At 67.2% G+C, this 24,997-nt stretch carries 22 protein-coding genes; 8 read left to right on the forward strand and 14 right to left on the reverse strand.

What is annotated here, in order from left to right; translation table 11 throughout:
• Window positions 1–2 precede the first annotated feature (2 nt).
• Window positions 3–656 (forward strand): TetR family transcriptional regulator, encoded by a 654-nt coding sequence (locus tag AB4Y35_RS17695; RefSeq protein ID WP_368705246.1) that lies wholly within the window; start codon window positions 3–5, stop codon window positions 654–656.
• Between the two features lie 67 nt (window positions 657–723).
• Here the strand turns inward: AB4Y35_RS17695 and AB4Y35_RS17700 are convergent, their stop codons facing one another.
• Entirely contained in the window at window positions 724–1,359 is a 636-nt protein-coding gene (locus tag AB4Y35_RS17700) for a cysteine hydrolase family protein (RefSeq protein ID WP_368705247.1), read from the reverse strand.
• Window positions 1,360–1,504: 145 nt separating this feature from the next.
• Between AB4Y35_RS17700 and AB4Y35_RS17705 the strand changes: the two genes are divergently transcribed.
• Complete coding sequence (locus AB4Y35_RS17705) at window positions 1,505–2,491, forward strand: helix-turn-helix domain-containing protein (protein ID WP_368705248.1); 987 nt, start codon at window positions 1,505–1,507, stop codon at window positions 2,489–2,491.
• A gap of 48 nt (window positions 2,492–2,539) precedes the next feature.
• Here AB4Y35_RS17705 and AB4Y35_RS17710 read toward each other — a convergent pair whose 3' ends face one another.
• From AB4Y35_RS17710 to AB4Y35_RS17735, 6 genes are all read right to left on the reverse strand, one after another.
• Window positions 2,540–3,289, reverse strand: coding sequence for a CoxG family protein (locus tag AB4Y35_RS17710; RefSeq protein WP_368705249.1), 750 nt, complete (start codon window positions 3,287–3,289; stop codon window positions 2,540–2,542).
• Window positions 3,290–3,322: 33 nt separating this feature from the next.
• Window positions 3,323–3,688: a DUF427 domain-containing protein gene (locus tag AB4Y35_RS17715; RefSeq protein ID WP_368702316.1), complete on the reverse strand. Its 366-nt coding sequence runs from the start codon at window positions 3,686–3,688 to the stop codon at window positions 3,323–3,325.
• A gap of 321 nt (window positions 3,689–4,009) precedes the next feature.
• Window positions 4,010–4,516, reverse strand: a complete 507-nt coding sequence (locus AB4Y35_RS17720) for a carboxypeptidase regulatory-like domain-containing protein (protein WP_368705250.1) — start codon at window positions 4,514–4,516, stop codon at window positions 4,010–4,012.
• A gap of 198 nt (window positions 4,517–4,714) precedes the next feature.
• Window positions 4,715–6,220: a DegQ family serine endoprotease gene (locus AB4Y35_RS17725; protein WP_368705251.1), complete on the reverse strand. Its 1,506-nt coding sequence runs from the start codon at window positions 6,218–6,220 to the stop codon at window positions 4,715–4,717.
• Between the two features lie 136 nt (window positions 6,221–6,356).
• Complete coding sequence (locus AB4Y35_RS17730; RefSeq protein WP_368705252.1) at window positions 6,357–7,658, reverse strand: ATP-binding protein; 1,302 nt, start codon at window positions 7,656–7,658, stop codon at window positions 6,357–6,359.
• A gap of 135 nt (window positions 7,659–7,793) precedes the next feature.
• Entirely contained in the window at window positions 7,794–8,456 is a 663-nt protein-coding gene (locus tag AB4Y35_RS17735) for a response regulator (RefSeq protein ID WP_028205939.1), read from the reverse strand.
• A 523-nt stretch (window positions 8,457–8,979) separates the two neighbouring features.
• Here AB4Y35_RS17735 and dacB point away from each other — a divergent pair.
• The 3 genes from dacB to AB4Y35_RS17750 all read left to right on the forward strand — a co-directional run bounded on the left by dacB (window position 8,980) and on the right by AB4Y35_RS17750 (window position 13,438).
• Complete coding sequence (dacB, locus tag AB4Y35_RS17740; protein ID WP_368705429.1) at window positions 8,980–10,569, forward strand: D-alanyl-D-alanine carboxypeptidase/D-alanyl-D-alanine-endopeptidase; 1,590 nt, start codon at window positions 8,980–8,982, stop codon at window positions 10,567–10,569.
• Window positions 10,570–10,898: 329 nt separating this feature from the next.
• Complete coding sequence (locus AB4Y35_RS17745; RefSeq protein ID WP_368705253.1) at window positions 10,899–11,873, forward strand: sterol desaturase family protein; 975 nt, start codon at window positions 10,899–10,901, stop codon at window positions 11,871–11,873.
• A gap of 182 nt (window positions 11,874–12,055) precedes the next feature.
• The gene (locus AB4Y35_RS17750) at window positions 12,056–13,438 is read left to right on the forward strand and encodes an acylhydrolase (protein WP_368705254.1); all 1,383 of its coding nucleotides are present in this window, start codon (window positions 12,056–12,058) and stop codon (window positions 13,436–13,438) included.
• A 96-nt stretch (window positions 13,439–13,534) separates the two neighbouring features.
• On the opposite strand, the gene AB4Y35_RS17755 is transcribed toward AB4Y35_RS17750, so the two are convergent.
• From AB4Y35_RS17755 to AB4Y35_RS17785, 7 genes are all read right to left on the reverse strand, one after another.
• On the reverse strand, window positions 13,535–14,587 hold the full coding sequence (locus AB4Y35_RS17755; RefSeq protein ID WP_368705255.1) for an L-threonylcarbamoyladenylate synthase: 1,053 nt from the start codon (window positions 14,585–14,587) through the stop codon (window positions 13,535–13,537).
• A gap of 14 nt (window positions 14,588–14,601) precedes the next feature.
• A complete protein-coding gene (locus AB4Y35_RS17760; RefSeq protein ID WP_368705256.1) occupies window positions 14,602–15,819 on the reverse strand; it encodes a 5-(carboxyamino)imidazole ribonucleotide synthase in 1,218 nt (405 codons plus the stop codon).
• A gap of 56 nt (window positions 15,820–15,875) precedes the next feature.
• Window positions 15,876–16,394: a 5-(carboxyamino)imidazole ribonucleotide mutase gene (gene purE, locus AB4Y35_RS17765; protein WP_028205944.1), complete on the reverse strand. Its 519-nt coding sequence runs from the start codon at window positions 16,392–16,394 to the stop codon at window positions 15,876–15,878.
• A 26-nt stretch (window positions 16,395–16,420) separates the two neighbouring features.
• On the reverse strand, window positions 16,421–17,311 hold the full coding sequence (locus AB4Y35_RS17770) for a phosphoribosylaminoimidazolesuccinocarboxamide synthase (RefSeq protein WP_368705257.1): 891 nt from the start codon (window positions 17,309–17,311) through the stop codon (window positions 16,421–16,423).
• 245 nt (window positions 17,312–17,556) lie between these two features.
• Window positions 17,557–18,621: a class II fructose-bisphosphate aldolase gene (fba, locus tag AB4Y35_RS17775; protein WP_133182807.1), complete on the reverse strand. Its 1,065-nt coding sequence runs from the start codon at window positions 18,619–18,621 to the stop codon at window positions 17,557–17,559.
• A gap of 384 nt (window positions 18,622–19,005) precedes the next feature.
• Window positions 19,006–20,442: a pyruvate kinase gene (pyk, locus tag AB4Y35_RS17780; RefSeq protein ID WP_368705258.1), complete on the reverse strand. Its 1,437-nt coding sequence runs from the start codon at window positions 20,440–20,442 to the stop codon at window positions 19,006–19,008.
• 429 nt (window positions 20,443–20,871) lie between these two features.
• The gene (locus AB4Y35_RS17785; RefSeq protein ID WP_368705259.1) at window positions 20,872–22,071 is read right to left on the reverse strand and encodes a phosphoglycerate kinase; all 1,200 of its coding nucleotides are present in this window, start codon (window positions 22,069–22,071) and stop codon (window positions 20,872–20,874) included.
• A 491-nt stretch (window positions 22,072–22,562) separates the two neighbouring features.
• On the opposite strand from AB4Y35_RS17785, the gene AB4Y35_RS17790 reads away from it, so the two are divergent.
• The 3 genes from AB4Y35_RS17790 to waaF all read left to right on the forward strand — a co-directional run bounded on the left by AB4Y35_RS17790 (window position 22,563) and on the right by waaF (window position 24,974).
• A complete protein-coding gene (locus AB4Y35_RS17790; protein ID WP_368687590.1) occupies window positions 22,563–23,486 on the forward strand; it encodes a branched-chain amino acid transaminase in 924 nt (307 codons plus the stop codon).
• A 60-nt stretch (window positions 23,487–23,546) separates the two neighbouring features.
• Window positions 23,547–23,741, forward strand: coding sequence for a zinc-finger domain-containing protein (locus AB4Y35_RS17795; RefSeq protein ID WP_028205950.1), 195 nt, complete (start codon window positions 23,547–23,549; stop codon window positions 23,739–23,741).
• A 207-nt stretch (window positions 23,742–23,948) separates the two neighbouring features.
• Complete coding sequence (gene waaF / locus AB4Y35_RS17800; protein WP_201695308.1) at window positions 23,949–24,974, forward strand: lipopolysaccharide heptosyltransferase II; 1,026 nt, start codon at window positions 23,949–23,951, stop codon at window positions 24,972–24,974.
• Window positions 24,975–24,997: the final 23 nt, after the last annotated feature.

Below are 24,997 nucleotides of genomic sequence, written 5' to 3' on the forward strand. Positions count from 1 at the left end.
AAATGGCCCGCCGCACGAAAGAGGAAGCGCTGGAGACGCGCAACCGGATCCTCGACGCCGCCGAACACGTCTTTTATGAGAAAGGCGTGTCGCGCACTTCGCTGGCCGACATCGCCCAGACCGCGGGCGTGACGCGCGGCGCGATTTACTGGCATTTCGAGAACAAGGGCGACCTGTTCACGGCCATGTTCGACCGCGTGGTGCTGCCGCTCGACGAGCTGAAGGTGGCATCGACCGACCCCGGCGAGCCCGACCCGCTCGGGCGCATGCGCGATCTATGCATTCTGTGTCTGCGCAATACGGCCACCGACGCGCGCCGCCGCCGCGTGTTCGAGATCCTGTTTCTGAAGTGCGAGTTCGTCGAGGAGATGGGCCCCGTGATGGCGCGCCATCAGACCGATATGCGCGAGGGGCTGGCCAGCATCGAGCAGGGTTTGCGCAATGCGATGTCGAAGGGTCAACTGCCCGCCGATCTCGACCCGAAGCGCGCTTCGCGCGTGCTCCATTCGTTCATCGGCGGCGCGCTGCGCGATATGGCGATCCTGCCGGACGTGTTCGACGTGGCGAGCAACGCCGAACTGCACGTCGACGCCATGCTCGACGCGCTGCGCTTCAGCCCGTCACTGCGCATCGGGGCGGCCGAGCCGGACGCCTGAGCCCTGCGCGCGCAGTTCCCGGATCGACCGAGGCGGCCGCTGACGAGGCCGCCTTTTTCTTGAGCGCTCAGGCCGGCACACGGTTCGCGCGGGCCCGCTGATTCGACGCGTAGATGTTGTCGCGCGCGAGCGGCACGCCTTTTTCGACGGCGGCAAGCCAGGCATCCGTGCTCACGACCGCCGCGAAGCGCGTGTGCATCACCACGCTGAACGCGCGGTGGATCTCCTCGGCGCTCGCCGTTCCCGCCTCGTTTGCATACGGCACCGCACCGGTCGCATCGGCCAGAAACTCCACGGCAAGACCCGCGTGGGTCGCCTCGAACACCGTCGACGCATCGCAGTTGTGCGTCATGTAGCCCACCACCGTGAGCGTGTCGATGCCGCGCCCGGCCAGCCAGGCCTCGAGATCGGTGCCCGCGAAGGCGCTCGGCAGCGCTTTTTCGACGTAGTGATCGCGCTCGCGCGAGGCCACGACCGGATGCAGCTCGGCGCCCACGCTGCCGCGCGCGAACAGCGGCGAATCCGCCGGGGCGACGTTCTGCACCACCACGACCGGCACGCCGGCGGCGCGCGCGGCGTCGATCGCGCGACCGATATTGGCGAGCGACGTCTCGATGGGGGGATATTCGATCAGCAGATCGCCGCTGACATATTCGTTCTGCACGTCGATGACGACGAGCGCCCGGCGCGGATTCGCGGACATGGCCATGCCTCCTGGGGTTGAGAGAAACCGACCGGTCCGAAGACGCGCAGTCGATGGCGGGATTGTGGCGCTGCGTGCGCCCACGCGACAGTGGCCCGGATGACAACTTTCGCTAGAATCGGGCCATTCCTCTTCGGGACTCGTCATGGCCACTGCTATCCGTCAGGCTCCTTCACCGGCCCCCTTGCGCGTCGCCGTGATCGCGTTCGACCGCATCAGCCCGTTCCATCTCTCGGTGCCTTGCGTCGTGTTCGGCGAAGACCGCAGCGAAGGCGGCGTGCCGCCGTTTGAACTCGCCGTCTGCGCGGCGGAGCCCGGCGCGCTCACGACCACGGCCGGCTTCACGATCGGCGCGCCACACGGCCTCGAGGGACTGCGCGGCGCGGACGTGATCGTCGTGCCCAGCTGGCGCGACACCCACGAGGCGCCGCCCGCCGCGCTTTGCGACGCGTTGCGCGACGCGCACGCGAGCGGCGCGATCCTCGTCGGGCTCTGTCTCGGCGCCTACGTGCTCGCGCATGCGGGCCTGCTCGACGACCGCCCGGGCACCACGCACTGGGCCGCCGCCGACGACTTCGCGCAGCGCTTTCCGGCCGTGCGCTTCGACCCCGGCGTGCTCTACATCGACGACGGCGACCTGCTGACCTCGGCGGGCACGGCGGCGGGACTCGACTGCTGTCTGCATCTCATGCGGCGCCTGTGCGGCTCGGGCGCCGCGAACTACGTGGCGCGGCGGCTCGTCGTGCCGCCGCATCGCCAGGGCAACCAGGCCCAGTACGTCCAGCAGCCGCTCGCGGCAGCCGGGCGCGGCGAGCGGCTGCCGGGTCTGCTCGACTGGATTCGCGCCCACCTCGACGCGCCTCACACGCTCGACTCGCTCGCGCAGCGCGCCCTGATGAGCCGGCGCACCTTCACGCGCCAGTTCCGTTCGACGACGGGAACGACGGTGAGCGCGTGGCTGCTCGGCGAGCGCCTCGCCCGCGCGCAGCAGCTGCTCGAAAGCACCGATCAGCCGATCGACGCGATCGCCCAGCGCGCAGGCTTCGGCTCGGCCGCGTCGCTGCGTCAGCATTTCGTGGAGGCGTTCAGGATCTCGCCGTCGGCGTGGCGGCGGGAGTTTCGGGGGGCGTGAACGTTTCGTTGCGCGGTCCGGCGGGCGGCGCGCCGCCCGCCGCCGATTTCAGGTCGCAGTAAACCAGCGGGCCGCATAGAGCAGCAACGCGACGAAAAAGATCATCGCGGCCCAAGCCCAATAAGGCATGGCATGCGGCGGAGGCTCGTGATGCAGCGTGCTTGCCGCGCGGCCCGAAAGCGTGCCGCCCGCATGGTGCTGCGGCAAGATATGCGCGCGCCGGGCGAGACCGGCGAGGTTGATCGGCCGCAGGAACACGTGCTGCCGGCGCGGCTGCTCGCCCGCCACGCGGTTCGGCGCCTGGCCGTGCTTGACCGCAACCACGGCGCAGAACTCCGTGAAGAAGTCGTCGGCGAGCTCGTGCAGGGCGTTCTCGATCTGGCGCGGCGGCAGCTCGGAAAGCGGACCCGTGAGCGTGGCCCACACCGAGTAGTCGATCCGCGTGCTCACATCCTTGCCCGTACCCGGCTCCCGCGTCGTGGCGCGCTCTTCGGGGCGCAGCGCGACGTCGATCTGGCCGCGCAGCGAGCCGATGCCGTCGGCGCGGGCGCGAAAGCTCAGCACGCGCCGGGGCGTGAGCGGCACCTGCGCCGTGTCACTGGCAATGTGGGCGCGCACTTCATAGCGTGCGCGCAGCGGCCCGAGCGGCACCGTGAGCGTGATCGCGTATTCGCCGGGGCCGAGCCGCCTGAACGACTCGCAATGCTCCATGCTCGCGCGCACGAGCGCCACGTCCTGCAGCGCCGCCCAGACGGCGGCCGGTTCGAGCGGAATTCTCAACGCATCGTTCAGTTCCATGGCGGCTCCCCCTATGCAAGCTACCGGGCCATTTCAGGAGGTCTGGTCGATCCGGTCCACGCGAGTCGCGTAGAAGGCCAGATACCCCTTGATGCCGCGTGCGTCATCGAGCGGCGCTTCGTAGCTCCAGGCCGCGTCGTCGACGCGCCCGTCTTCGGTACGCAAATGGAAATACGTCGCCTCGCCCTTGAACGGGCAATGCGAGATCTGTCCGGAGCGTTCGAGTCGCGCCATGTTCACGTCGGCGCGCGGAAAGTAGAAGACGTCGGGGTAGCCGGTTTCGCAAAGGGTGACGGCGTGCAGCGTATCGGCAATGGTGATGCCGCCATGAATCACGCGCACGCGGTGACGGTTCGCGACGAGTTCGATGCGATGGTCCGCATCCGGTTCGACCGCCATGTTCGGCTCCCCTGTTGGTAGGCGGCGCCCGCGGCGCCCTGCCCTCGCCGGGCGGCAGGCCGCACCGGTTCGCGTGGCCCGCCGCCACGAAGGCGCGTGCCGTGCAATGCCACGGGATGGCCGCTCGCCAGCCGCCTGTCGCCGCGCCGGTCACGCAAGCGACGGCGACCGACGGCAACACGCGAACCCGCTCGCGAAACGCCTGAGCGATCGCGGCCTCCCCTCGGCCTCATTATCGGCCAAACTCGTCCTGGCTGCGTGAATCTTATGCGCGGCGCGCGTGCGGCAGCGCCCAAACGCGGCGGGGCCCGGCCAGGCGGCTTACCAGATGAACGCCGCCCGCGCGCTGCCGTTCGAGCCCACCGTCACGGCGCTCGTCTTGTCGACGCCCGCATGGCTCACATGCACGTTGTAGCGACCCGGACGCACCTTGACGAGCATGTACGGCCCGCGGGAAGTCGTATCGAGCACGCTCGCGCCGTGCGAGTCGGTGATCTGCACGCGCACGTCCGCCACGTACTCGCCGCTGCGCTGGGTGAACCGCAACGCCAGTGGCCATTCGCGCTCCGCGCCGAGCAGCGCCCTGGATTCGTCGAGACCCACGCCGCCGGAGACGAACGACACGTCGCCCTGCTGCTGAACCTGGGGCATGCCGCCGCCGTTGGTGTTGCCGGCGCTCGTGTTGTCGGTGGTCGTGCCGCCGACCGTGCCCGAGGCATCGGCCTGCTGTGCCGCCGCGCCGCCCGCGTAGCCAAGAGCAAGCGTGGCCGCGAGGAACGTCGCGCAAGCGGTCGTATGGATGGGGCGCGAGTTGCGGAAACTCTTCATCGATCGCTCCTTTCAGGTGGTCCGATGTAATGCTTCCGCAAGGGGCGTGCCCGATCCGGGCGCGCAGCAGGTTTTGTGCGCCCCAAAAAACCGCTGCCGCCGGGGCCAGGGGCCAACGGCGGCAGCACAGGTACAACGTAATGAAACCTGCTCTCGCCGCGAATCCGGCGCACGGAGCCGGATTCGCGACAGCAGGGATCAGCCGAGATCGACGGGCACGAAAATCTGTGCGTCGTCTCGCTGGATCAGGAGCGCAATGCTGTTGCCAGCCTTGGAAACCATTTGCTTGAGCTGATCGGCGCTCGTCACCGGGCGGCCATTCACGGCGAGAATCACGTCGCCGGGCTGGACACCCGCGTTTTCGGCTGCACCACCCGACTGCTGGACGAGCAGACCGTGATCGAGCGAGCCGTTGCTCTTCTCTTCCGGCGTGAGCGGGCGCACGGCGACGCCGAGGCGCCCTTGCATCTGCGCCTGCGGTGCCTCGTTCGAAGCCACCTTCGCGTCCCCCAGCGTGCCGATAGTTGCGCTGAGGTCCTTCGTGCTCTTGTCACGCCACACCTGAACGTCGGCCTTCGTGCCCGGCTTCATGCCGGCGATGAGCGAAGGCAGAGCGGACGAGTCGTCCACGGCCTGGCCGTTCACGGACAGGATCACGTCGCCGGGCTTCAGGCCTGCCTTCGCGGCCGGACCGCTCGCGTCCACCGAGCTCACCAGCGCGCCACGCGGCTTGTCCATGCCGAACGAGTTGGCGAGCGTCTGGTTCATCGACTGCACCGCAACGCCGAGACGCCCACGGCTCACGTGACCGGTCTTGACGAGTTCGTCCTTGACCTTGATCGCCTCATTGATCGGGATTGCGAACGAAAGGCCCTGGAAGCCGCCCGTCTGCGAATAGATCATCGAGTTGATGCCGATTACTTCGCCCTGCAGATTAAACAGCGGGCCGCCCGAATTGCCGGGGTTGACCGGCACGTCGGTCTGGATGAACGGCGTGTAGTTTTCGTCCGGCAGCGAGCGCGACTTCGCGCTGATGATGCCCGAGGTCACCGTGTTGTCGAAGCCGTACGGCGAGCCGATCGCCACCACCCACTGGCCAACCTTGCTCTGGCGCGGGTCGCCGATCTTCACGGTCGGCAGGTCCTTTGCGTCGATCTTGAGCACGGCGACGTCCGACTGCTTGTCCGCGCCCACGACCTTCGCCTTGTATTCGCGCTTGTCGGTGAGCTTCACCGTCACGACGTTGGCGCCGTCCACGACGTGCGCGTTCGTGAGAATGTAGCCGTCCGGGCTGACGATGAAACCCGAGCCGAGGCTCGCGCTCGGCTGATCGGCCTGCGGACCGTTGTCGCCGCCGCCCATGCCGGGCGCGCCGCCATAGAAGTGCTTGAAGAACTGGTAGAACGGATCGCTCGGATCGATCGGCAGTTGTTGCGAACCACTGCCGCCGCTGCGCAGCGCCGTCTGCTTCACGACGTGCTTGGCGCTGATGTTGACCACCGCGGGCCCGTAGGTTTCCACGAGACCCGAGAAGTCGGGAATGCCAGTCTTGGCTGCGGCTTCGGCGGGCATCATCGCCGCGGCCTGGGCCTGCGAGATGACCTGCGGAGCAGGCAGATCACGGTGCCCTGCTACGTAGCCCGCCGACAATGCGACGACCACGGCGGCTGCCACGGCACTGCGGGAAAGAACTTTTGTATTCATTGCGGACTCCTTGCGCGGGGTACTCATCACGACGTACCGAAGAGTAAGCCGTGTCGCTTAAAGGAGTCTTAAGTACGCGGAAATCGCAATAATCGCGCAAACGCCCGCGCGGCGGTCATTTGCGGGCAGTTCGGAGTCACAACCGGACGTCCACGAGCAGGCCGCCGGCGGGCGAATCGCCGAGTGTGATGGTCGCGTCGTGCTGATCCGCGATTCGTCGCACGATAGCGAGCCCGAGGCCCGTGCCGGCGATATCGGTGCGTGCGCGATTCGCGCCCGCGCCCACGCGATAAAAGCGATCGAACACGCGTGCACGCTCCTCTTCCGGAATGCCCGGCCCGCTGTCCGCGATGCGCACGCGCGGATGCCCGTCGACGACCGCGAGGCTCACGTCCACGCGGCCGCCCGCGGGCGTGTATTTGGTCGCGTTGTCGAGCAGGTTGTTGAGCATCACGCGCAACGCATCGGCGTCGCCATGCACGCTCGCCGCCGCGCTTTCCTCGATGCCGAGATCGACGCCGCGCTGCTGGGCAAGCGGCGCATAGTTGAGCACGCAATCATCGAGCAGCGCATGCAGATCGACGTTCTGCGCACGGGCATGACCGTCGGGTTCGGAACGCGCGAGCGCGAGCAGCTGCTCGGCGAGACGCGTGGCGCGCGTCACGCCCGCCTGCAGATCGACGAGCGCTTCGCGGCGCGTTTCGTCATCCCTTGCGCGCGCAACGAGTTGCGCCTGGATCTGCACGGCCGCCAGCGGCGTGCGCAACTCATGTGCGGCATCGGCGACGAAGGCCTTCTGTGTGTCGATGGCCTGCGCGAGGCGTTCGAGCAGCGCGTTCAACGCATGCACGAGCGGCGTGACTTCGCGCGGCAGACGCTCTTCGGGCAGCGGGTCGAGCGCTTCGGGATGACGCGTGTCGAGCGCCCGCGCGACGCGCGAGAGCGGCCTGAGCCCGCGACCCACCATGATCCAGACCGCGATGCCGAGAAACGGCAGCACCACGATGAGCGGCCAGAGCGTGCGCAGCGCGACGTTCGCGGCGAGCCGGTTGCGCACCGAAACGGGCTGCGCGAGCTGCACGACGTTGTCGCCGACGATCGCGCCATACACGCGCCAGTCGCCGCGATCGGTGCGCTCCGTCGAAAAGCCGAGTTCCGCGCGCGGCGCGAGCGGCGCGCGCGGATGCGAGTAGTACATGAGCACGCCGTTGCGATTCCAGATCTGCAGCACGATGCCTTCGTCGCCCGTGTCGCGCGAACTGAGGATCTCGTTGAATGGCTCGGAGGGCAGCGCCTCGGCGATTTCCTGCAGCTGGTAGTCGAACAGCTCGTTGGCTTCGGCGAGCGCCTGGCGATAGATCAGCCAGCCCGCGAGCCCAACGCCCGCGACGACGATCGCGAGCAGCCAGAACAGCAGTTGTCGTCGGATGGAACTCATCGGCTAAAGGGGTCTCCCTGTCGATCCGGAATTTGCGCTGCAGCTGTCGGCCGGAGTTGGTGCTTTAGCATCTACTCCGGCCCCATGCAAAGCACTTACCCCGGCCCCATGCATGGCCGCGCTTGATTACCTGCTTCATGCGTCTTTGGCGATCATGTAGCCGAGGCCGCGCACGTTGCGGATCAGGTCGGCCCCGAGCTTCTTGCGCAGCGCGTGAATATAGACCTCGACGGTATTGCTGCCGATCTCCTCGCCCCAGCCGTACATCTTCTCTTCGAGCTGGGTTTTCGAGAGCACCGCGCCCGGACGCGCGAGCAGCGCCTCGAGCAGCGCGAATTCGCGCGCCGAGAGCGCGACGGGCGAACCGTCCTGGGTGACCTGGTGCGAGGCCGGATCGAGCGTAATCGAGCCGTGGCGGATGGTCGAATCGCTGCGGCCCGCCTGGCGGCGGATCAGCGCGCGCATGCGTGCGCCCAGTTCGTCGAGATCGAACGGCTTGATGAGGTAGTCGTCCGCGCCGGCGTCGAGACCCTTCACGCGGTCGGCGACGGCGTCGCGCGCGGTGAGGATCAGCACCGGCAGCGCCGCGCCGCGCGCGCGCAGGGTACGCAGCACGTCGAGACCGTCGCGCCGCGGCAATCCGAGATCGAGCAGCATGAGATCGTAAGAATCCGCGCTCGCGGCGGAGAGGGCGGCATCGCCGTCTTCGACCCAGTCGACCGCGAAGCCTTCGCCGCGCAGCGCCTTGCGCACGCCTTCGGCGATCATGCGGTCATCTTCGACTAGCAGTATGCGCATCGTAATGTTGGCCGGGCGGCGCTGCTGCGCCGCGCTGCGTGAGTGGATGAGGATGCGAGCATTCTAGCGCCTGAACAGGGGCGCCGCGCCGCTGCGGCACGCAGCCGGTCGCGCTGCAATGGCGCGCGGGGTGGGCACATTATGGGCAGTGTTTGCATCACGCCACGCAATGTGCAACGTTTTCTTGCGGCAATGCGCGCACGCGGCGCGAGGTCTTTACAATGTGCGCTTTTGCGGCGCTCCACTCGTGATTCGGCCGCGATGCGCGCGTGCGGGTTTGTACAGTACGTTCAAGAGAGCGCATCGCGCGCGCACCACGAATCACACGCCGCCCCAATTTTCGCGTCCGCGCGCAGCACCGGAGAGTCTCCGCTTTCCGTACGCCGCGCGCGGCCCAAGCACCGCCCCTGCACTCGCCCGAACGCATTTCATGCTGCCCGCATCGCTGTCCCGCCTACGCTCCTTGTTCAGACTGCCTGCCTCGCACACCGACCGCACGCATCGCGCCGCCGCCACTGCGCGCCTGCCTCGACCGCTCGCCCTCGCTCTCGCCTGCGCCACGCTCGCCGCGGGCTTCGCCGCCGCGCCGGCCGCGTATGCGCAGCCCGAAGGCGCGCGCATTCCCACGGTCAACGTGACCACCGTGCTGCCGCCCACCGTGATGGCGGGTCTCGAGCGCGCGCACGTGCCGCTCTCGTCGGTCAGCGTGGTGATCGAAAAGGTCGGCGACCGCCAGCCCAGCGTCGCCGTGAATGCCGGCCAGCCGATGATGCCAGCCTCGACGATGAAGCTCGTCACGACGTGGAGCGGCCTCGCGATGCTCGGTCCCGACTATCGCTGGAAAACGAGCGCCTATACCGACGGCGAAGTCGATGCGAGCGGCACGCTGCACGGCAACCTCTATATCAAGGGCACAGGCGACCCGAAGCTCGTGCCCGAAGAGCTGATCGACCTCGTGCAAAAGATTCGCGCGGCGGGCGTCGCGCGCATCGACGGCGCGCTCGTGCTCGACAAGAGCGAGTTCGATCCGTCCACGCGCGACCTCCCCTCGTTCGACGGCGACGACAGCGCGCCCTACAACGTCGGCCCTGATCCGCTGATGTACGCGTTCAAGTCGGTCTCGTTCACGTTCTCGCCCTCCCGCGAGGGCGTGTCGATCGACGTGGTGCCGCCCGTTGCGCAGTGGCAGATCGACAACCAGATCCGCGAGCGCGCCGGCGCGTGCGGCGGCATGCTGCCGAGCCCGCAGGTTTCGCCGGGCGGCAACGGCGTCGTCACCGCGAGCTTCGCCGGCAGCTACGCGATGCGCTGCGGCGAGCGCACGCTCAACATGGCCGCGCCCGTGGACCACAGCACGTTCTTCGCGGACGGCTTCCTCGCCCTCTGGCAGCAAACGGGCGGCAGCCTCTTCGCCACGCCGGCCGGCGCGGTGCGCGAAGGCGTCGTGCCGCCGCGCGCGCGTTTGCTCGCCGTGCACCAGAGCCCGCCGCTCTCGGACGTCGTGCACGACATCAACAAGTTCAGCAACAACGTGATGGCGCGCAATCTGTTCCTCACGCTCGGCGCCGTCGAGGGCAGGCCGCCTGCGACCACGACCAAGGCCGCCACGGCGGTCAATACGTTCTTGCGGCGCAGCGGCCTGAACATGCCCGAACTCGTGCTCGACAACGGCTGCGGCCTCTCGCGCGAAGAGCACGTCAGCGCGCTCTCTCTTGCGAACCTGCTGCAGAACGCGAACGCGAGCCCGGTCGCGCAGGTGTTCATCGACTCGCTGCCGATCGTCGGCGTGGACGGCACGATGCGCAACCGCCTCACCAACGCGGGCGTGGAAGGCAACGCGCATATCAAGACGGGCACGCTGCGCGACGTGCGCGCCATCGCCGGTTACGTGGCGGCCGAGAACGGCGAGAGCTGGATCGTGGTGAGCCTCATCAACGATCCGCGCGCCGAATCGGCACGCGCCGCGCACGACGCGCTGCTCGAGTGGGTCTACAAGGGCATGCCCGAAGAAAAGCCCGTGTACGTCGAGCCGCATCCGAAGCGCGCGGCAAAAGGGTCGAAGGTCGCGAAGGCCACGTACAAGGCTCCGGCCAGACGACGCGGCGCGCATTGACCACGCGCTACGCGCACGTTGTTTGCACACGGCGTGCACGCCGTGTCCGCGCCCGGCGGGCGCCGTGGACCTGTCCCCGCACGCCTCACCCGAGCCCGCCGCGATGCGCCGGGCTCGAAGTTTTCCTCTAGCAAAGCCCCGCCCGTCCTGGGCCTGGGGCGTGTACTCTGGCGAGCAAAGGCCGGTAATGCATTGAAAGTTTTATCTTGCGTGCCCGGCCATCGAGCCGCGCACCCTGCGAACGCACACCAACGCGGCCAATACGATACGAGACAACAAATGCCGCGCTGCCCGCCAGCGCCGCCCACGGGACAAGGAGGACGACGTTCGTGCAGTTCGACGCGCAATGGCTGCTGCTCGCCCTCGCCCCCGTGTTTCTCGCCTGCATCGGCTGGGAAGCGTGGCATCTCTCCCGCACGCGGCCGCGCGCTGCATCGAACGCCAACCCTGACAGCGCCCGCTACGCCTGGCCCGATACGCTGTGCAACGCCGCGCTCGCGCTCATGCACCAGGGCGCCGACAAGCTTGCGTGGCTCGTCGCGGTGCCCGTCTATGCGTACGTCTACCGGCACTTCCGGCTCGTTTCGTGGCAGCCGGGGCTCGTCGCATGGTTCGCACTCTTTATCGCGCAGGACCTGCTCTACTACGTGTTTCACCGCGCGAGCCATCGCGTGCGCTGGCTCTGGGCCGCGCACGTCGTCCACCATTCGTCGGAGCGCCTGAACCTTTCCACGGCGTTTCGCCAGAGCCTCATGTATCCCGTGGCGGGCATGTGGATCTTCTGGATTCCGCTCGCCATGCTCGGCTTCACGCCGGAGCAGATCGTCGCGATCGTGCTCGTCAATCTCGCGTTCCAGTTCTTCGTGCACACCCAGGCCGTAGGCAAGCTCGGCTGGCTCGAATACGTGTTCAACACGCCGTCGATGCATCGCGTCCACCACGCGCGCAACGCGCGCTATATCGATCGCAATTACGCCGGGGTGCTCGCGATCTGGGACCGCCTGTTCGGCAGCTATGTCGAGGAAGACGCGCACGACGCGCCCGATTACGGCATCGTCAAGCCGCTTGCATCATGCAATCCGCTTAAGGCGACATTTCACGAATGGCTCGCGATGGCGCGGGACTTCGCGCGCATGTCCGGCTGGCGCTCGCGTCTCGCCGCGCTGTTCGCGCCGCCCGATTGGTGCGAGCGCCACGACGCGCTCGGCCTCGCCTCCGTGACGGCGCCGGCGACACCCGCGGGAACGCGCTACGGCGTGCCGGAAAACAACACCGAGGGTGAGTTCGGGTCGCGCAATAGCTGAGAGATTGCGTAGTCTGTCGGCCTTGGCCCTGACCCTGGGGCAGCAGCGCACAGGGGGTTGCATGCAAGGCCGGCGATCGAGAAAAACATCGACAACGGGGCAGCCGCTCGTGCCACGAGCACCCGTTGCATGAGTAGGCAAGCATGGCATCAAAGGCCACACACAGAGGAGATGAAGTGAATATGAAGCATCAAGGACCGAGACACCGTACGTTGTTGCGCGCCACCCAGATCGCGGCCGCGAGCGCCGCCTTTGCGCTGCTCGCCGCCTGCGGTGGTGGCAGCAGTGGGAACAACAACGCGAGCACGCCGCCGCCGTCGGGCGTCAACATGCAGGTGGTGGCGTTCGGCACGAGCCTGACCGACGCGGGCACGTATTCGGAGCAGATTCTGCCGGGCTTCGGCGGCGGCCGCTTCACGACCAACCCGGGCGAAGTCTGGGCGCAGCATGTGTCCGAATACTTCGGCAACACGCTTTCGCCGGCCTTCGAAGGCGGCTTCGGTCTACCGCTCACGGCAACGGGCGGCCTCGACTACGCGCAAGGCGGCGCGCTGGTGACGGGCGGCGGCGTGGCGAATACCAGCGCCGTGATCCCTGCCGCGAGCGAGCAGCCGGTCACTTGGCAGCTCCAGCAGTATGTGGCGCAGCACGGCAGCTTCAATGCGAATCAGCTCGTGCTCGTGGAAGGCGGCGCGAATGAAATCCTGAACCTGCTGGACGTGCCCACGGACGGCAGCCCGACGAACCTGGCATTGTTCGGCGCGGCGCTCGTGGCGAACAATTTCTCGGCCGCTGTCGCTTCGCAAGGCACTGCAGCCGTCACGGCCCTGATGACGCAAGGCTTCACGCAGGCGCAAGCCACGGCGCTCGCGCCGGCGTACATCGCGCTCGGGCTCGTGAAGGCGAATCCGACCGCCTTCTCGTCGGTCACCCCCGTCATCACAGCAGCGGCGACGCTGGGCGCGCTCGTCCATGCGGATATCGTCCCCGGCAATCCGAAGATCGCGCTCGTCACGGTGCCTGACATCGGCAAGACGCCGGCGGCGCTGAAGGCCGATGCCGCCATCGGCGCCACGCCGGGCTCTTCGACGTCGGCCGACGTGGCGCTCTCGCTCATTTCGGCGATGTACAACCTGACGCTGATTCAGGCGAGCGCAGCCGACGTGCAGGCGAAGAAGGTCGTGCTGGTCGATACGTTCTCGTGGCTCGACCAGTCGATCGCGAACGCGGCAAGTCTCGGCTTCACCGTGACGAACACCGATACGGCCTGTAACCTCACGGCCATGACGAACAGCGCAACCAACTATGCGCTCGCCAATCCGCAGGCAACGCTCGGGTTGAACCCGGCCACGACGCCGCAAGCCACCATCAACGCGTATGCCGCGGCCTACGGCCAGAGCTTCGGCAGCTCGCTGTTCTGCTCGCCGCAAACGCTGACGACGGCTAACGCGCCGACGACCTACATGTTCGCGGATCTCGTGCACCCGACCACGGCGCTGCACTCGCAATTCGCGACGTTCGTCGAAACGCAGCTGGCTGCTGCTGGCATCGGCAAGGCGCCCTGATAAGCGTCGCTTGCACCGGGTCTTCCGGTGCAAGAGAAAACACCCCACGGACCGTCAGGCTCGTGGGGTGTTTTCATTGAATGCGAGAAAACCGGTTCAGCCCTGCTGCTGCGCCTCGAACGCCGCCGCCGCCCGCCCCAACCGGTCATTGACCGCGATCCACTCGATCGTCTCCGGCAGCTTCTCGATGAGAATGCGCGAGACGTTCGCGCGATCGAGCGCGCGCAGCAAGCCATACAGTTCGCGTGCATATTCCTGCGGCTCTTCCGGCGCGGTGACGAAGTGCACGCCCTGAGCCTGCGCCCAAACGCCAGCGCGCGAGGCGCGCGCCACCAGCGCCACCGTTTCGCCCGCATCGCGCGCCGCCGCAAGCAGCGGCTCCAGCGCTTCGAACGGCAGCAGCGCGAGCGGCGTGCGCGGCGCGTAGTGCGCCTTGAGCGTGCCCGAGGCGCGCGGCGCCGTGGCGTCCGAGCCGTCGGGCAAGCGCGGCGCCTCGCCCAGCACGCGCGCGATGTCGTGCGGCGTCACATGACCGGGCCGCAGCAACGCGGGAAATCCGCGCGAAAGATCGAGAATCGTCGATTCGATGCCCACGTCGCATGCGCCGCCGTCGAGCACATGCACCGCCGCGCCGAATTCGTCGCGCACGTGCTGCGCCGTGGTCGGGCTCACGTGGCCGAAGCGGTTCGCCGACGGCGCCGCCACGCCGCCATGGCCGCCGCGACGCGCGGAAAACGCCGCCAGCAACTGCTGCGCGACCGGATGCGACGGGCAGCGCAGCCCCACCGAATCCTGGCCGCCGCTCACGGCGTCGGGAATGCGTTCGTGGCGTTTGACGATCAGCGTGAGCGGGCCGGGCCAGAAGGCGTCGACGAGCTTTTGCGCCGCCTCGGGCCACTCGGCGGCCCAGTACTGCGGGTCGCCGCCGGGCGGCAGGTGAACGATCACCGGATGGTTTGCCGGCCGCCCTTTGGCCGCGTAGATGCGCGCGACCGCCTCGGGGCTCGCCGCATCGCCGCCCAGACCGTAGACGGTCTCGGTCGGGAACGCGACCAGCTCGCCCGCGTCGAGCAGCGCGGCGGCGTGCTCGATGTCGGCTGCGGTCAGGGGCGGCGTGCCATCGTGCGACGCGTTCTGCGGATCGGACATGATGCGGCTCAACCTCAGCTCGTGGCGATGTGCAGCAGGCGCGCGCAGTCGCGTGCGGCCGTGCGCGCTTCGTCGAGCGTCGGCGCGGTGAAGTTCACATGGCCCATCTTGCGGCCCGGACGCGCGTCTTCCTTGCCGTACAGATGCAGGCGCGCGGCCGGCATCGAGGCCACCTGGTCCCACGGCGGCGTGACAGGCGCGGCGCCCTTCTGGGGCTTCGCCTCGCCCACGGCGCAGGGGAACCACACGTCGCCGAGAATGTTCAGCATCACGGCCGGCGAGTGCTGGCGCGTGTCGCCGAGCGGCATGGCCGTCATGGCGCGCACCTGCTGCTCGAACTGGCTCGTGGCGCACGCATCGGTCGTGTAGTGGCCCGAGTTGTGCGGACGCGGCGCCATTTCGTTGGCGACGAGCGAGCCGTCTTCGAGGATGAAGAATTCCACGCACAGCACGCCCACATAGCCGAGCTTCGCCGCGATCTGGATCGCGGCCTGCTGGGCCTGCTGCACGAGCGCCGGGCTGGCGTCCGGGGCGGGCACGATGGTGTGCGAGAGCACGCCGTTGCGGTGCGTGTTCTGCGCGAGCGGATACACCGCGGCCTGGCCGTTCGTGCCGCGCGCGATCAGCGCGCTCACCTCGAACTTCAGCGGCAGGCGCTTTTCCAGCACGCACGGCACGCCGCCGAGCGACGCATGGGCCTCGCGCACTTCCTCGGCGTTGGAGACGCGAATCTGGCCTTTGCCGTCGTAGCCCATGCGCGCGGTCTTGAGAATGCCCGGCAGCACGGCGGCGAGCGCCTGGTCGTCGATGCCGGCGAGCGCCTGCGACGACTCGATCACCACGTGCGGCGCGACCGGCACGCCGGCCGCCGCGATAAAGCGCTTCTCGGCGATGCGGTCCTGCGCCACCGCCACGCAGCGCCCGGCCGGGCTCACGAAGGTCGACTTCGCGAGCGTGTCGAGGCTCGCCGCGGGCACGTTCTCGAACTCGGTCGAGATGGCCGCGCACAGGCGCGCGAGTTCGGTGAGCGCCGCTTCGTCGTCGTACGCGGCGCAGATGTGGCGGTCGGCCACGGTGCCCGCGGGGCTGGTCGCGTCGGGATCGAGCACGGCGACGCGGTAGCCCATCGCCTGCGCGGCAAAGCAGAACATGCGGCCGAGCTGGCCGCCACCCACCATGCCCAGCCAGGCGCCGGGCAGGATCGGTGAAACCGGTGAATTGTCAGGAGTCATCTTCGTGGTCGGCCGCGGGATGGCCGCGGCGCGTGGGGACGATCAAAGCGGGGCAATCAAAGCGGGGGCAGCACCATGGCGTGCGCCGCTTCGTTCTGGCGCACGCGGAAAGCCGCGAGCTTGTTCGCGTATTCGGTGTTGGTCACGCTCAGGATCGAGACGGCGAACAGCGCCGCATTGGCCGCGCCCGCCTCGCCGATGGCGAAGGTCGCGACCGGCACGCCCTTGGGCATCTGCACGATCGAGTGGAGCGAATCCACGCCCTTCAGATACTTGCTGACCGCCGGCACGCCCAGCACGGGCACCGTGGTCTTGGCCGCCAGCATGCCCGGCAGGTGCGCCGCGCCGCCCGCGCCGGCGATGATCGCGCGCAGGCCGCGCTCGCGCGCCTTTTCCGCGTACTCGAACATCTCGTCGGGCATGCGGTGCGCCGAGACCACCTTGGCCTCGTACGCGACGCCGAACTCCTGCAGGATCGCGACCGCGTGCTTCATCGTGTCCCAGTCGGAGCTGGAGCCCATCAACACGCCGACGAGCGGCGCCGCATGCTGGTGAGCCGTCTGAACTTCGCTCATTGTGCTTCCTTCTTCCCTCTTCTCGCTCACGCGAGCTTTTGACCCGTGAGACGCTCGAGCGCCTCCTGATACTTCGCCGACGTTTTGGCGATCACATCGTCCGGCAGCTTCGGCGCCGGCGGCTCCTTCTTCCAGTCCTGGGTTTCGAGCCAGTCGCGCACGAACTGCTTGTCGAACGACGGCGGGTTCGAGCCCACCTGATACTGGTCGGCCGGCCAGAAGCGCGACGAGTCGGCGGTGAGCGCCTCGTCCATCAGATACAGCTGGCCGTGGTTGTCGAGACCGAATTCGAACTTCGTGTCGGCGATGATGATGCCGCGCGTGGCCGCGTAGTCGGCGGCTTCCTTGTACAGCTTGATCGAAATTTCCTTGATGGTGCGCGACAGCTCGGTGCCGATGCGGCGCTCCATCTCTTCGTACGTGATGTTCTCGTCGTGGTGGCCCATTTCGGCCTTGGCTGCGGGCGTGAAGATCGGCTCGGGCAGCTTTTGTGCATTCTGCAGGCCCGGCGGCAGTTCGACGCCGCACACGGCGCCCGTTGCCTGATAGTCCTTCCAGCCGCTGCCGGCCAGATAACCGCGCACCACGGCTTCCACGAGGATCGGCTCGAGGCGCTTCACCACGACGGCGCGGCCCTTGACCTGCTCGACTTCGTCGGCGGCCACGACGGTTTCCGGCGCGACGCCCGTGAGGTGGTTCGGCACGACGTGCTTGAGCTTTTCGAACCAGAAGTCGGCCATCTGGTTGAGCACCTCGCCCTTGCGCGGAATCGGCTCGCCCATGATGACGTCGAACGCCGACAGACGGTCGGTGGTGACGATCAGCAGCTTGTCGTTGCCCACGGCATAGTTGTCGCGGACCTTGCCGCGGCCGAGAAGCGGCAGCGAGCGGAGCGTGGATTCGTAGAGGGTAGACATCGTCGTGATTCGCTAAAAGGACAATCGAAACGGAGGCGGGTTCGGTCCAGAACCGCGGTTGCAACCGCGCCAGGAAACCGTAAAACCGGAGGTAATGCGAGGGTAAACCAAAAACCGGCAAATTTCCCGGAAAAGCCCATCGCCGTTCCCCCAAAACAGGCGGAAACGGCGATGTTTTGACTACTCGAGGCGCGGCCGGCAAGGCGCGGCCGGCAAGGCACGACGCGCCTGGCGCAGAAGCCCGCTTAGCGAACGATCTGCGCGAATTCGCCCGACTTGTACTTTTCGGCGATCTTGTCGAGCGCGACCGGCTTGATCTTGCCGGCCTGGCCTTCCGAGCCGAACGCGAGGAAGCGGTCCACGCACACCTTCTTCGCGGCTTCGCGAGCCGGCTTCAGGTAGTCGCGCGGGTCGAACTTCGACGGGTTTTCATACATATAGCGACGGATCGCGCCCGTGATCGCCAGACGCAGGTCGGTGTCGATGTTGATCTTGCGCACGCCGTGACGGATGCCTTCCTGGATCTCTTCGACCGGCACGCCGTACGTTTCCTTCATGTCGCCGCCAAATTCGCGGATCTCGGCCAGCAGCTCCTGCGGCACCGACGACGAACCGTGCATCACGAGGTGCGTGTTCGGAATGCGCGCGTGGATTTCCTTGATGCGCTGGATCGACAGGATGTCGCCCGTGGGCTTCTTGGAGAACTTGTACGCGCCATGCGAGGTGCCGATGGCGATGGCCAGCGCGTCGCACTGCGTGAGCTTCACGAAGTCGGCGGCCTGCTCCGGGTCCGTCAGGAGCTGCTCGCGCGTCATCGTGCCTTCGGCGCCGTGACCGTCTTCCTTGTCGCCCTTCATCGTTTCCAGCGAACCGAGCACGCCCAGTTCCGCTTCGACCGTGACGCCGATCGAGTGCGCCATTTCGACGACCTTGCGCGAGACTTCGACGTTGTACTCGTACGATGCGACCGTCTTGCCGTCGGCTTCGAGCGAGCCGTCCATCATCACGCTGGTGAAACCGCTGCGGATCGCCGCCATGCAGACCGCCGGCGACTGGCCGTGGTCCTGGTGCATCACGACCGGAATATGCGGATACGACTCGACCGCGGCTTCGATCAGGTGACGCAGGAAGGGCTCGCCCGCGTACTTACGCGCGCCGGCCGATGCCTGCATGATCACCGGCGAACCGACCTGGTTCGCGGCTTCCATGATCGCCTGGACCTGTTCCAGGTTGTTCACGTTGAACGCGGGCAGGCCATAACCGTGTTCAGCCGCGTGGTCGAGCAGTTGACGCATTGATACGAGAGGCATTGTTGCTACTCCTTTGATTTGAAACGAAATGCTTCTGCCGCCGGCTGTCTTGCGCAGCCGGTCGAGGGCGGCCTGGCAGCCGCCGCCCGCGTGACCTGCCGCGGGCTCGATGGCGTGATTTTATCGCGAAGCGCGTCCGTTCCCGGCGCCAGGCACGTAACTGGCATGAAATTGGCGTATCGGAGCGTCAAAAGCGCGAGAAGGTGCAAAAGGAGTTGACAGCCCGCGCGCCGTTTCTCCGGCGTACGGGCTGCAATTGCGGGGAAAAGGCGTCTAAGTGGCACCGATCTGGCGCCGATCTGATACCAGTGTGATACCAGTCGGCGCCGACCGCATTTATTTTCGGGAGTCGCGAAAATAAAGCGAAAAAAATCGCCGCGAGAATTACAGCACGTCGCCGACGCGCACGATCTTCAGCGTGTTCGTGCCACCCGGCTGACCCATCGGCTCGCCCACGGTCAGCACGACCATGTCGCCGCGCGACGCATAGCCCTTGCTCACCACCACCTCGATGGCCTGCTGAAGCGCCGTGTCGCGGTCGCTGCTCGTGTCGAGGTGCAGCGGCGTGACATTGCGGTAGAGCGACATGGCGCGCTCGCTGCCTGCGCGCGGCGTGAGCGCGAAGATCGGCACGTGGGTCCAGTGGCGCGACATCCAGAGCGCGGTCGAGCCCGACTCCGTGAGCGCGACGATCGCCTTCGCGCCCAGGTGGTAGGCCGTGAACAGCGCGCCCATGGCGATCGACTGGTCGATGCGCGTGAAGGTGCGGTCGAGGAAGTCCTTGTCCAGCTCGGATTGCTCCGACTTCTCCGCTTCCAGACAGATCGCGGCCATGGCCTCGATGGTCTGCACCGGGTACTTGCCCGCCGCCGATTCGGCCGAGAGCATCACCGCGTCCGTGCCGTCGAGCACGGCGTTGGCGACGTCCGAGACTTCGGCGCGCGTGGGCACCGGCGCGTGGATCATCGACTCCATCATCTGCGTGGCCGTGATGACGAGCTTGTTCGAGTCGCGCGCCATGCGGATCATGCGCTTTTGCAGCGCAGGCACGGCGGCATTGCCCACTTCCACGGCGAGGTCGCCGCGCGCGACCATGATGCCGTCCGACGAATCGAGAATTTCCTGCAGCGCCGGAATCGCTTCGGCGCGCTCGATCTTCGCGATCATCTTCGGCTTGATGCCGTACGGCGCGCCCGCGATGTTCGCGAGCTGGCGCGCCATTTCCATGTCGGTGGCGTTCTTCGGGAACGACACGGCGACGAAGTCCGCGCCCAGCGACATGGCCGTGCGGATGTCTTCCATGTCCTTCGCGGTGAGCGCGGGCGCCGTCAGGCCGCCGCCCTGGCGGTTGATGCCCTTGTTGTTCGACAGGTCGCCGCCGACCTTCACGGTCGTGTGGATCTCGCTGCCGATCACGCGTGCGACGTCGAGCACGATCAGGCCGTCGTTGAGCAACAGGATGTCGCCCGGCTTCAGGTCGCGCGGCAGGTCCTTGTAGTCGAGACCGACGCGCTCGTCATTGCCGAGCTCGCATTCGGCGTCGAGGATGAACGGATGGCCCGGCTCGAGCGTCGTCTTGCCATTCTCGAATTTGCCGACGCGAATCTTCGGGCCTTGCAGGTCCGCCATGATCGCAACTTCTCGGCCAGCCTGGCGGGCGCAGTCCCGCACCATTTCAGCACGCTGACGGTGATCGTCGGCGGTGCCGTGCGAAAAGTTGAGGCGCACCACGTCCAGTCCTGCGCGGATCATTTTCAGCAGGATGTCCGGCGTGCTGGAAGCCGGACCGATGGTGGCGACAATCTTGGTGGCGCGATGCATGAGTCTCCTCGTCTGGATAGGATCGCTGGGAAAACCGTTGCTGCGAGAAGTGCTGGCCGGCTGAGCCGCGGGTGCGGAGGCGCCGGAACGCGCACCGGGTCTACCCGGCGTCGCTTTCTTGGAGGGCGCCGCGGGGCTCACATGAGCCGCTGCGGCGCTATCTACATGCGTAGTCGTATTCGATGCGGGCGTGGCTGGGCGCCCTGCCGGATTCTGTGCGGCTGTCGATTCAGCAGTCGACTGCGTCGCCGCAATGTCCATTTTGGCAGCGGCGGCGGGGGTCGCGTCGGCCCCCGCCTTTTCCGTCCCTGCCTGGGGCGCTGCGCGCCCCTTCTGTTTTGCTGCGGCCCCGGCTGCGCTGCGCGACTTCTGTGCGCCTGCACGAGGAAGTTTGCTCATGGCCTTCCCGGCCGGGGCGCGCGGCGCCACTTAACCGGCCGCCCGCGTTTCGAGCACTTCGACCGCCGGCAGCTTCTTGCCTTCGAGGAACTCGAGGAAGGCGCCGCCGCCGGTGGAGATATAGCTGACCTTGTCGGCGATGTTGTACTTCGCGATGGCCGCGAGCGTGTCGCCGCCGCCGGCGATCGAGAACGCGCCCGAACCGGCGATCGCATCCGCGAGCGTCTTCGTGCCGTTGCCGAACTGGTCGAACTCGAACACGCCGACCGGGCCGTTCCACACGATCGTGCCGGCCTGCGCGAGTTGCGCGGCGAGTGCGTTGGCGGTGACGGGACCGATGTCGAGGATCATGTCGTCGTCGGCCACGTCGGCCACGTTCTTCGTCTCGGCCCTGGCCGTCGGCGCGAATTCCTTCGCGGTCACGACGTCGGTCGGGATCGGCACCGAGGCGCCGCGGGCGCGCGCCGCGTCGATGATGGCCTTCGCGTCGTCGATGAGATCGACCTCGGCAAGCGACTTGCCGATCTTCAGGCCTGCCGCGAGCATGAACGTGTTGGCGATGCCGCCGCCCACGATCAGCTGGTCGACCTTCTCGGCCAGCGACTTGAGAATGGTGAGCTTGGTCGAGACCTTCGAGCCGGCGACGATCGCCACCAGCGGGCGCTTCGGCGCGCCGAGGGCCTTGCCGAGCGCGTCGAGTTCGGCGGCGAGCAGCGGACCCGCGCAGGCCGTCGGCGCGTACTTCGCGATGCCGTAGGTTGTGGCTTCGGCGCGGTGGGCGGTGCCGAACGCGTCGTTCACGTAGATATCGCAGAGCTTCGCCATCTTTTGCGCAAGCTCGTCCGAGTTCTTCTTCTCGCCCTTGTTGACGCGGCAGTTTTCGAGCAGCACCACGTTGCCCGGCTCGACGTTCACGCCGTTTTCCACCCAGTTCGCGACCAGCGGCACGTCGCGGCCGAGCAGTTCGGCGAGGCGCTTCGCGACCGGCGCGAGGGAGTCTTCGGGCTTGAATTCGCCTTCGGTCGGGCGGCCCAGGTGCGAGGTGACCATGACGGCCGCGCCGGCGTCGAGTGCGGCCTTGATGGCCGGCACGGAGGCGCGCACGCGGGTGTCTTCGGTGATGTTGCCGTTGTCGTCCTGCGGCACGTTCAGGTCGGCGCGGATGAATACGCGCTTGCCCTTCAATTTGCCTTCGGAGATCAGATCGGAAAGACGCAGAACCTTGTTCATGGGCATGTCATCTTGATGGTGGGAAGGCGGTGGCAAGGCGATGCGGCGCCGCGGGCCTGATTCTGGCGCGGCAAGTACGTACTCAACGGCACGGCGCGGGATCCGGTTTCGAACGCTGTCCCGGATCGCCGTGTCGGCTGCTCGTCGCTGGCACGAGCCGGCATCGAATTGCGAGATCGGTATTTTAGCTGATAGCCAGGACGATCTGAGACGTGTCCAGGCGAATCTCCCGTATTTGGGCAGACGCTGCTCGCCGGGCGGGCGTTCGCGCGATTTGCTGCGTTGCAGCACGCGCGAAACCCGAAAAAAATCGGCGGGAGGCGGTGCGAAACGACCCTAAAATCGCCCGAAAACCCCGCCCCATGCGCCGGCGGGACGCTGGCAGGCATCAAATGACGCTAAAATAATCGTCTTTGCCAATCGCAGCCACGCGGCGCGCGGCGAAACCCCTGTATAAGCCCGATATTTACTGCACTTGTCTGGAGAATCGTATGTCAATGGCCGACCGCGACGGCAAGATCTGGATGGACGGCAAGCTGATTGATTGGCGCGACGCCAACATTCACGTGCTGACCCACACGTTGCACTACGGCATGGGTGTTTTCGAAGGCGTACGCGCCTATCAGACCGCCGACGGCAGCACGGCCATCTTCCGCCTCGCCGAGCACACCAAGCGTCTGCTCAACTCGGCCAAGATCTTCCAGATGGACGTGCCGTTCGACGCAAAGACGCTCGCCGACGCGCAGCTCGAAGTCGTGCGCGCGAACAAGCTCGAGTCGTGCTACATCCGCCCGATCATCTGGGTCGGCTCGGAAAAGCTCGGCGTTTCGGCCAAGGGCAACACCATTCACGTGGCCATCGCCGCATGGCCGTGGGGCGCCTATCTCGGCGAAGACGGCCTTGCCAGGGGCATCCGCGTGAAGACGTCGTCGTTCACGCGCCATCACGTGAACGTGTCGATGGTGCGCGCCAAGGCTTCGGGCTGGTACGTGAACTCGATCCTCGCCAACCAGGAAGCCACCGCCGACGGCTACGACGAAGCGCTCCTGCTCGACGTGGACGGCTATGTCTCGGAAGGCTCGGGCGAGAACTTCTTCCTCGTGAACAACGGCAAGCTGTACACGCCGGACCTCGCGTCGTGCCTCGACGGCATCACGCGCGACACCGTCATCACGCTTGCGCGCGACATGGGTATTCCCGTGATCGAAAAGCGCATCACGCGTGACGAGGTGTACACCTGCGACGAAGCGTTCTTCACGGGCACCGCCGCCGAAGTCACGCCGATCCGCGAGCTCGACAACCGCACCATCGGCAGCGGCTCGCGCGGCCCGGTCACCGAGAAGCTGCAATCGGCCTTCTTCGACGTCGTCTCGGGCAAGAACGACAAGTACGCGCGCTGGCTCGCGAAGGTCTAAGAATTAAAGGTCCGGGCGCGCCAACGCCTGGCCCCCACAGCTACACAGAGAATCGTCCTCATGAGCGAAATTAAGGAAATGCCGCTGGTCGAACTTTCGGCCAAGGATCTGCCCGCTTACTGCCCGAATCCGTCGATGCCGCGCTGGAGCAACCACCCGCGCGTGTTCCTCGACGTGACGCACGGCGAAGCGAAGTGCCCGTACTGCAGCACGCGTTACAAGCTGCGCGCGGGCGAGGTCGTCCACGGCCACTGACGCGTTTCGCCTCATTCGCGGCGCGCCGCCGTGCATGCGGCGGCGCGTCTTACGTCATGCCGCCGCCCGTTCACCGGCGCGCGGCTGTTCGTCATTTTCCCAACCGTGTTTCGCGCGCGGCCCGATACGCCCCCATGCCGGCAAGTGCCGGCCCCGGGCACGCAAGCCGCACGTGCAACCTTTACCCTCTCCGGACCCTGACTCCCGATGCGCCGCGCGCTGGTAATCGCACCGAACTGGATCGGTGACGCACTGATGGCGCAGCCGCTTTTTTCGCGGCTCGTGAAACTGCACCCGCGCATTCAGATCGATGCGCTCGCGCCAACCTGGGTTGCGCCCGTGCTCGAGCGTATGCCCGAGATCCGCGACGTCTACGCCACCGACCTCGGCCACGGCAAGCTGCAGTTGCTGCGCCGCTGGCAACTGGCGGGCGACTTGCGCGCCGAGCGCTATGACGCCGCCTACGTGCTGCCCAATTCGCTCAAGTCCGCGCTGATCCCTTGGCTCGCCAATATCGGGCTGCGCATCGGCTATACGGGCGAGAACCGCTACGGCCTCTTGAACGTGCGCCACGCGAATCCGCCGAAGGACGAGCGCCCGCCGATGGTCAGGCACTACGCCGCGCTCGCCTATGCGCCCGGCGCGAGCGTGCCCGACGACCTGCCGATGCCGCGCCTCGAGTCGGACCCGAACGAGGCGTCGCGCGTGTCGGCGCGCTTCAATCTCGATACGCGCGTGCCGCTGCTCGTGTTCTGCCCCGGCGCCGAGTACGGCCCCGCCAAGCGCTGGCCGCCCGAGCATTTCGCGGCGCTCGCGAAGATGGTGGGCCAGTCGTTCCCGTACACGCAGATCGTCGCGCTCGGCTCGCCGAAGGACGCCCCGCTCGCCCAGGCCATTGCCGATCGCGCGCCGAACGTGCGCAACCTGTGCGGGCAAACCGCGCTCGGCGAAGCGTGCGCGCTGATCTCGCGCGCGAACGCCGTGGTCACCAACGACTCGGGCCTGATGCACGTGGCCGCCGCGCTGCGCCGGCCGCTCGTCGCGCTGTACGGATCGACGGATCCGCGCCACACGCCGCCCTTGTCCGAGCTTGCAAAGGTACAATGGCTCCATCTCGAATGTAGTCCCTGCTTTGCGCGAGAGTGTCCGCTCGGGCATCTGAACTGCCTGCGCGAACTGAGCCCGGAGCAGGTTTTCGGCGATCTGCGCGGCATGCTGCTCGGGCAGCGATAAGCAACAGGCATCGCCGGCGGCGT

Origin of the sequence: Paraburkholderia sp. EG286A (assembly GCF_040965375.1) — a bacterium.
Classification (GTDB): Bacteria; Pseudomonadota; Gammaproteobacteria; order Burkholderiales; family Burkholderiaceae; genus Paraburkholderia.

Coding starts and splice junctions, on each gene's coding strand:
- AB4Y35_RS17695 (WP_368705246.1), top strand. CDS start 3: ATGGCCCGCCGCACGAAAGAGGAAGCGCTGGAGACGCGCAACCGGATC.
- AB4Y35_RS17700 (WP_368705247.1), bottom strand. CDS start 1,359: ATGTCCGCGAATCCGCGCCGGGCGCTCGTCGTCATCGACGTGCAGAAC.
- AB4Y35_RS17705 (WP_368705248.1), top strand. CDS start 1,505: ATGGCCACTGCTATCCGTCAGGCTCCTTCACCGGCCCCCTTGCGCGTC.
- AB4Y35_RS17710 (WP_368705249.1), bottom strand. CDS start 3,289: ATGGAACTGAACGATGCGTTGAGAATTCCGCTCGAACCGGCCGCCGTC.
- AB4Y35_RS17715 (WP_368702316.1), bottom strand. CDS start 3,688: ATGGCGGTCGAACCGGATGCGGACCATCGCATCGAACTCGTCGCGAAC.
- AB4Y35_RS17720 (WP_368705250.1), bottom strand. CDS start 4,516: ATGAAGAGTTTCCGCAACTCGCGCCCCATCCATACGACCGCTTGCGCG.
- AB4Y35_RS17725 (WP_368705251.1), bottom strand. CDS start 6,220: ATGAATACAAAAGTTCTTTCCCGCAGTGCCGTGGCAGCCGCCGTGGTC.
- AB4Y35_RS17730 (WP_368705252.1), bottom strand. CDS start 7,658: ATGAGTTCCATCCGACGACAACTGCTGTTCTGGCTGCTCGCGATCGTC.
- AB4Y35_RS17735 (WP_028205939.1), bottom strand. CDS start 8,456: ATGCGCATACTGCTAGTCGAAGATGACCGCATGATCGCCGAAGGCGTG.
- AB4Y35_RS17750 (WP_368705254.1), top strand. CDS start 12,056: ATGAAGCATCAAGGACCGAGACACCGTACGTTGTTGCGCGCCACCCAG.
- AB4Y35_RS17755 (WP_368705255.1), bottom strand. CDS start 14,587: ATGTCCGATCCGCAGAACGCGTCGCACGATGGCACGCCGCCCCTGACC.
- AB4Y35_RS17760 (WP_368705256.1), bottom strand. CDS start 15,819: ATGACTCCTGACAATTCACCGGTTTCACCGATCCTGCCCGGCGCCTGG.
- purE (WP_028205944.1), bottom strand. CDS start 16,394: ATGAGCGAAGTTCAGACGGCTCACCAGCATGCGGCGCCGCTCGTCGGC.
- AB4Y35_RS17770 (WP_368705257.1), bottom strand. CDS start 17,311: ATGTCTACCCTCTACGAATCCACGCTCCGCTCGCTGCCGCTTCTCGGC.
- fba (WP_133182807.1), bottom strand. CDS start 18,621: ATGCCTCTCGTATCAATGCGTCAACTGCTCGACCACGCGGCTGAACAC.
- pyk (WP_368705258.1), bottom strand. CDS start 20,442: ATGCATCGCGCCACCAAGATTGTCGCCACCATCGGTCCGGCTTCCAGC.
- AB4Y35_RS17785 (WP_368705259.1), bottom strand. CDS start 22,071: ATGAACAAGGTTCTGCGTCTTTCCGATCTGATCTCCGAAGGCAAATTG.
- AB4Y35_RS17790 (WP_368687590.1), top strand. CDS start 22,563: ATGTCAATGGCCGACCGCGACGGCAAGATCTGGATGGACGGCAAGCTG.
- AB4Y35_RS17795 (WP_028205950.1), top strand. CDS start 23,547: ATGAGCGAAATTAAGGAAATGCCGCTGGTCGAACTTTCGGCCAAGGAT.
- waaF (WP_201695308.1), top strand. CDS start 23,949: ATGCGCCGCGCGCTGGTAATCGCACCGAACTGGATCGGTGACGCACTG.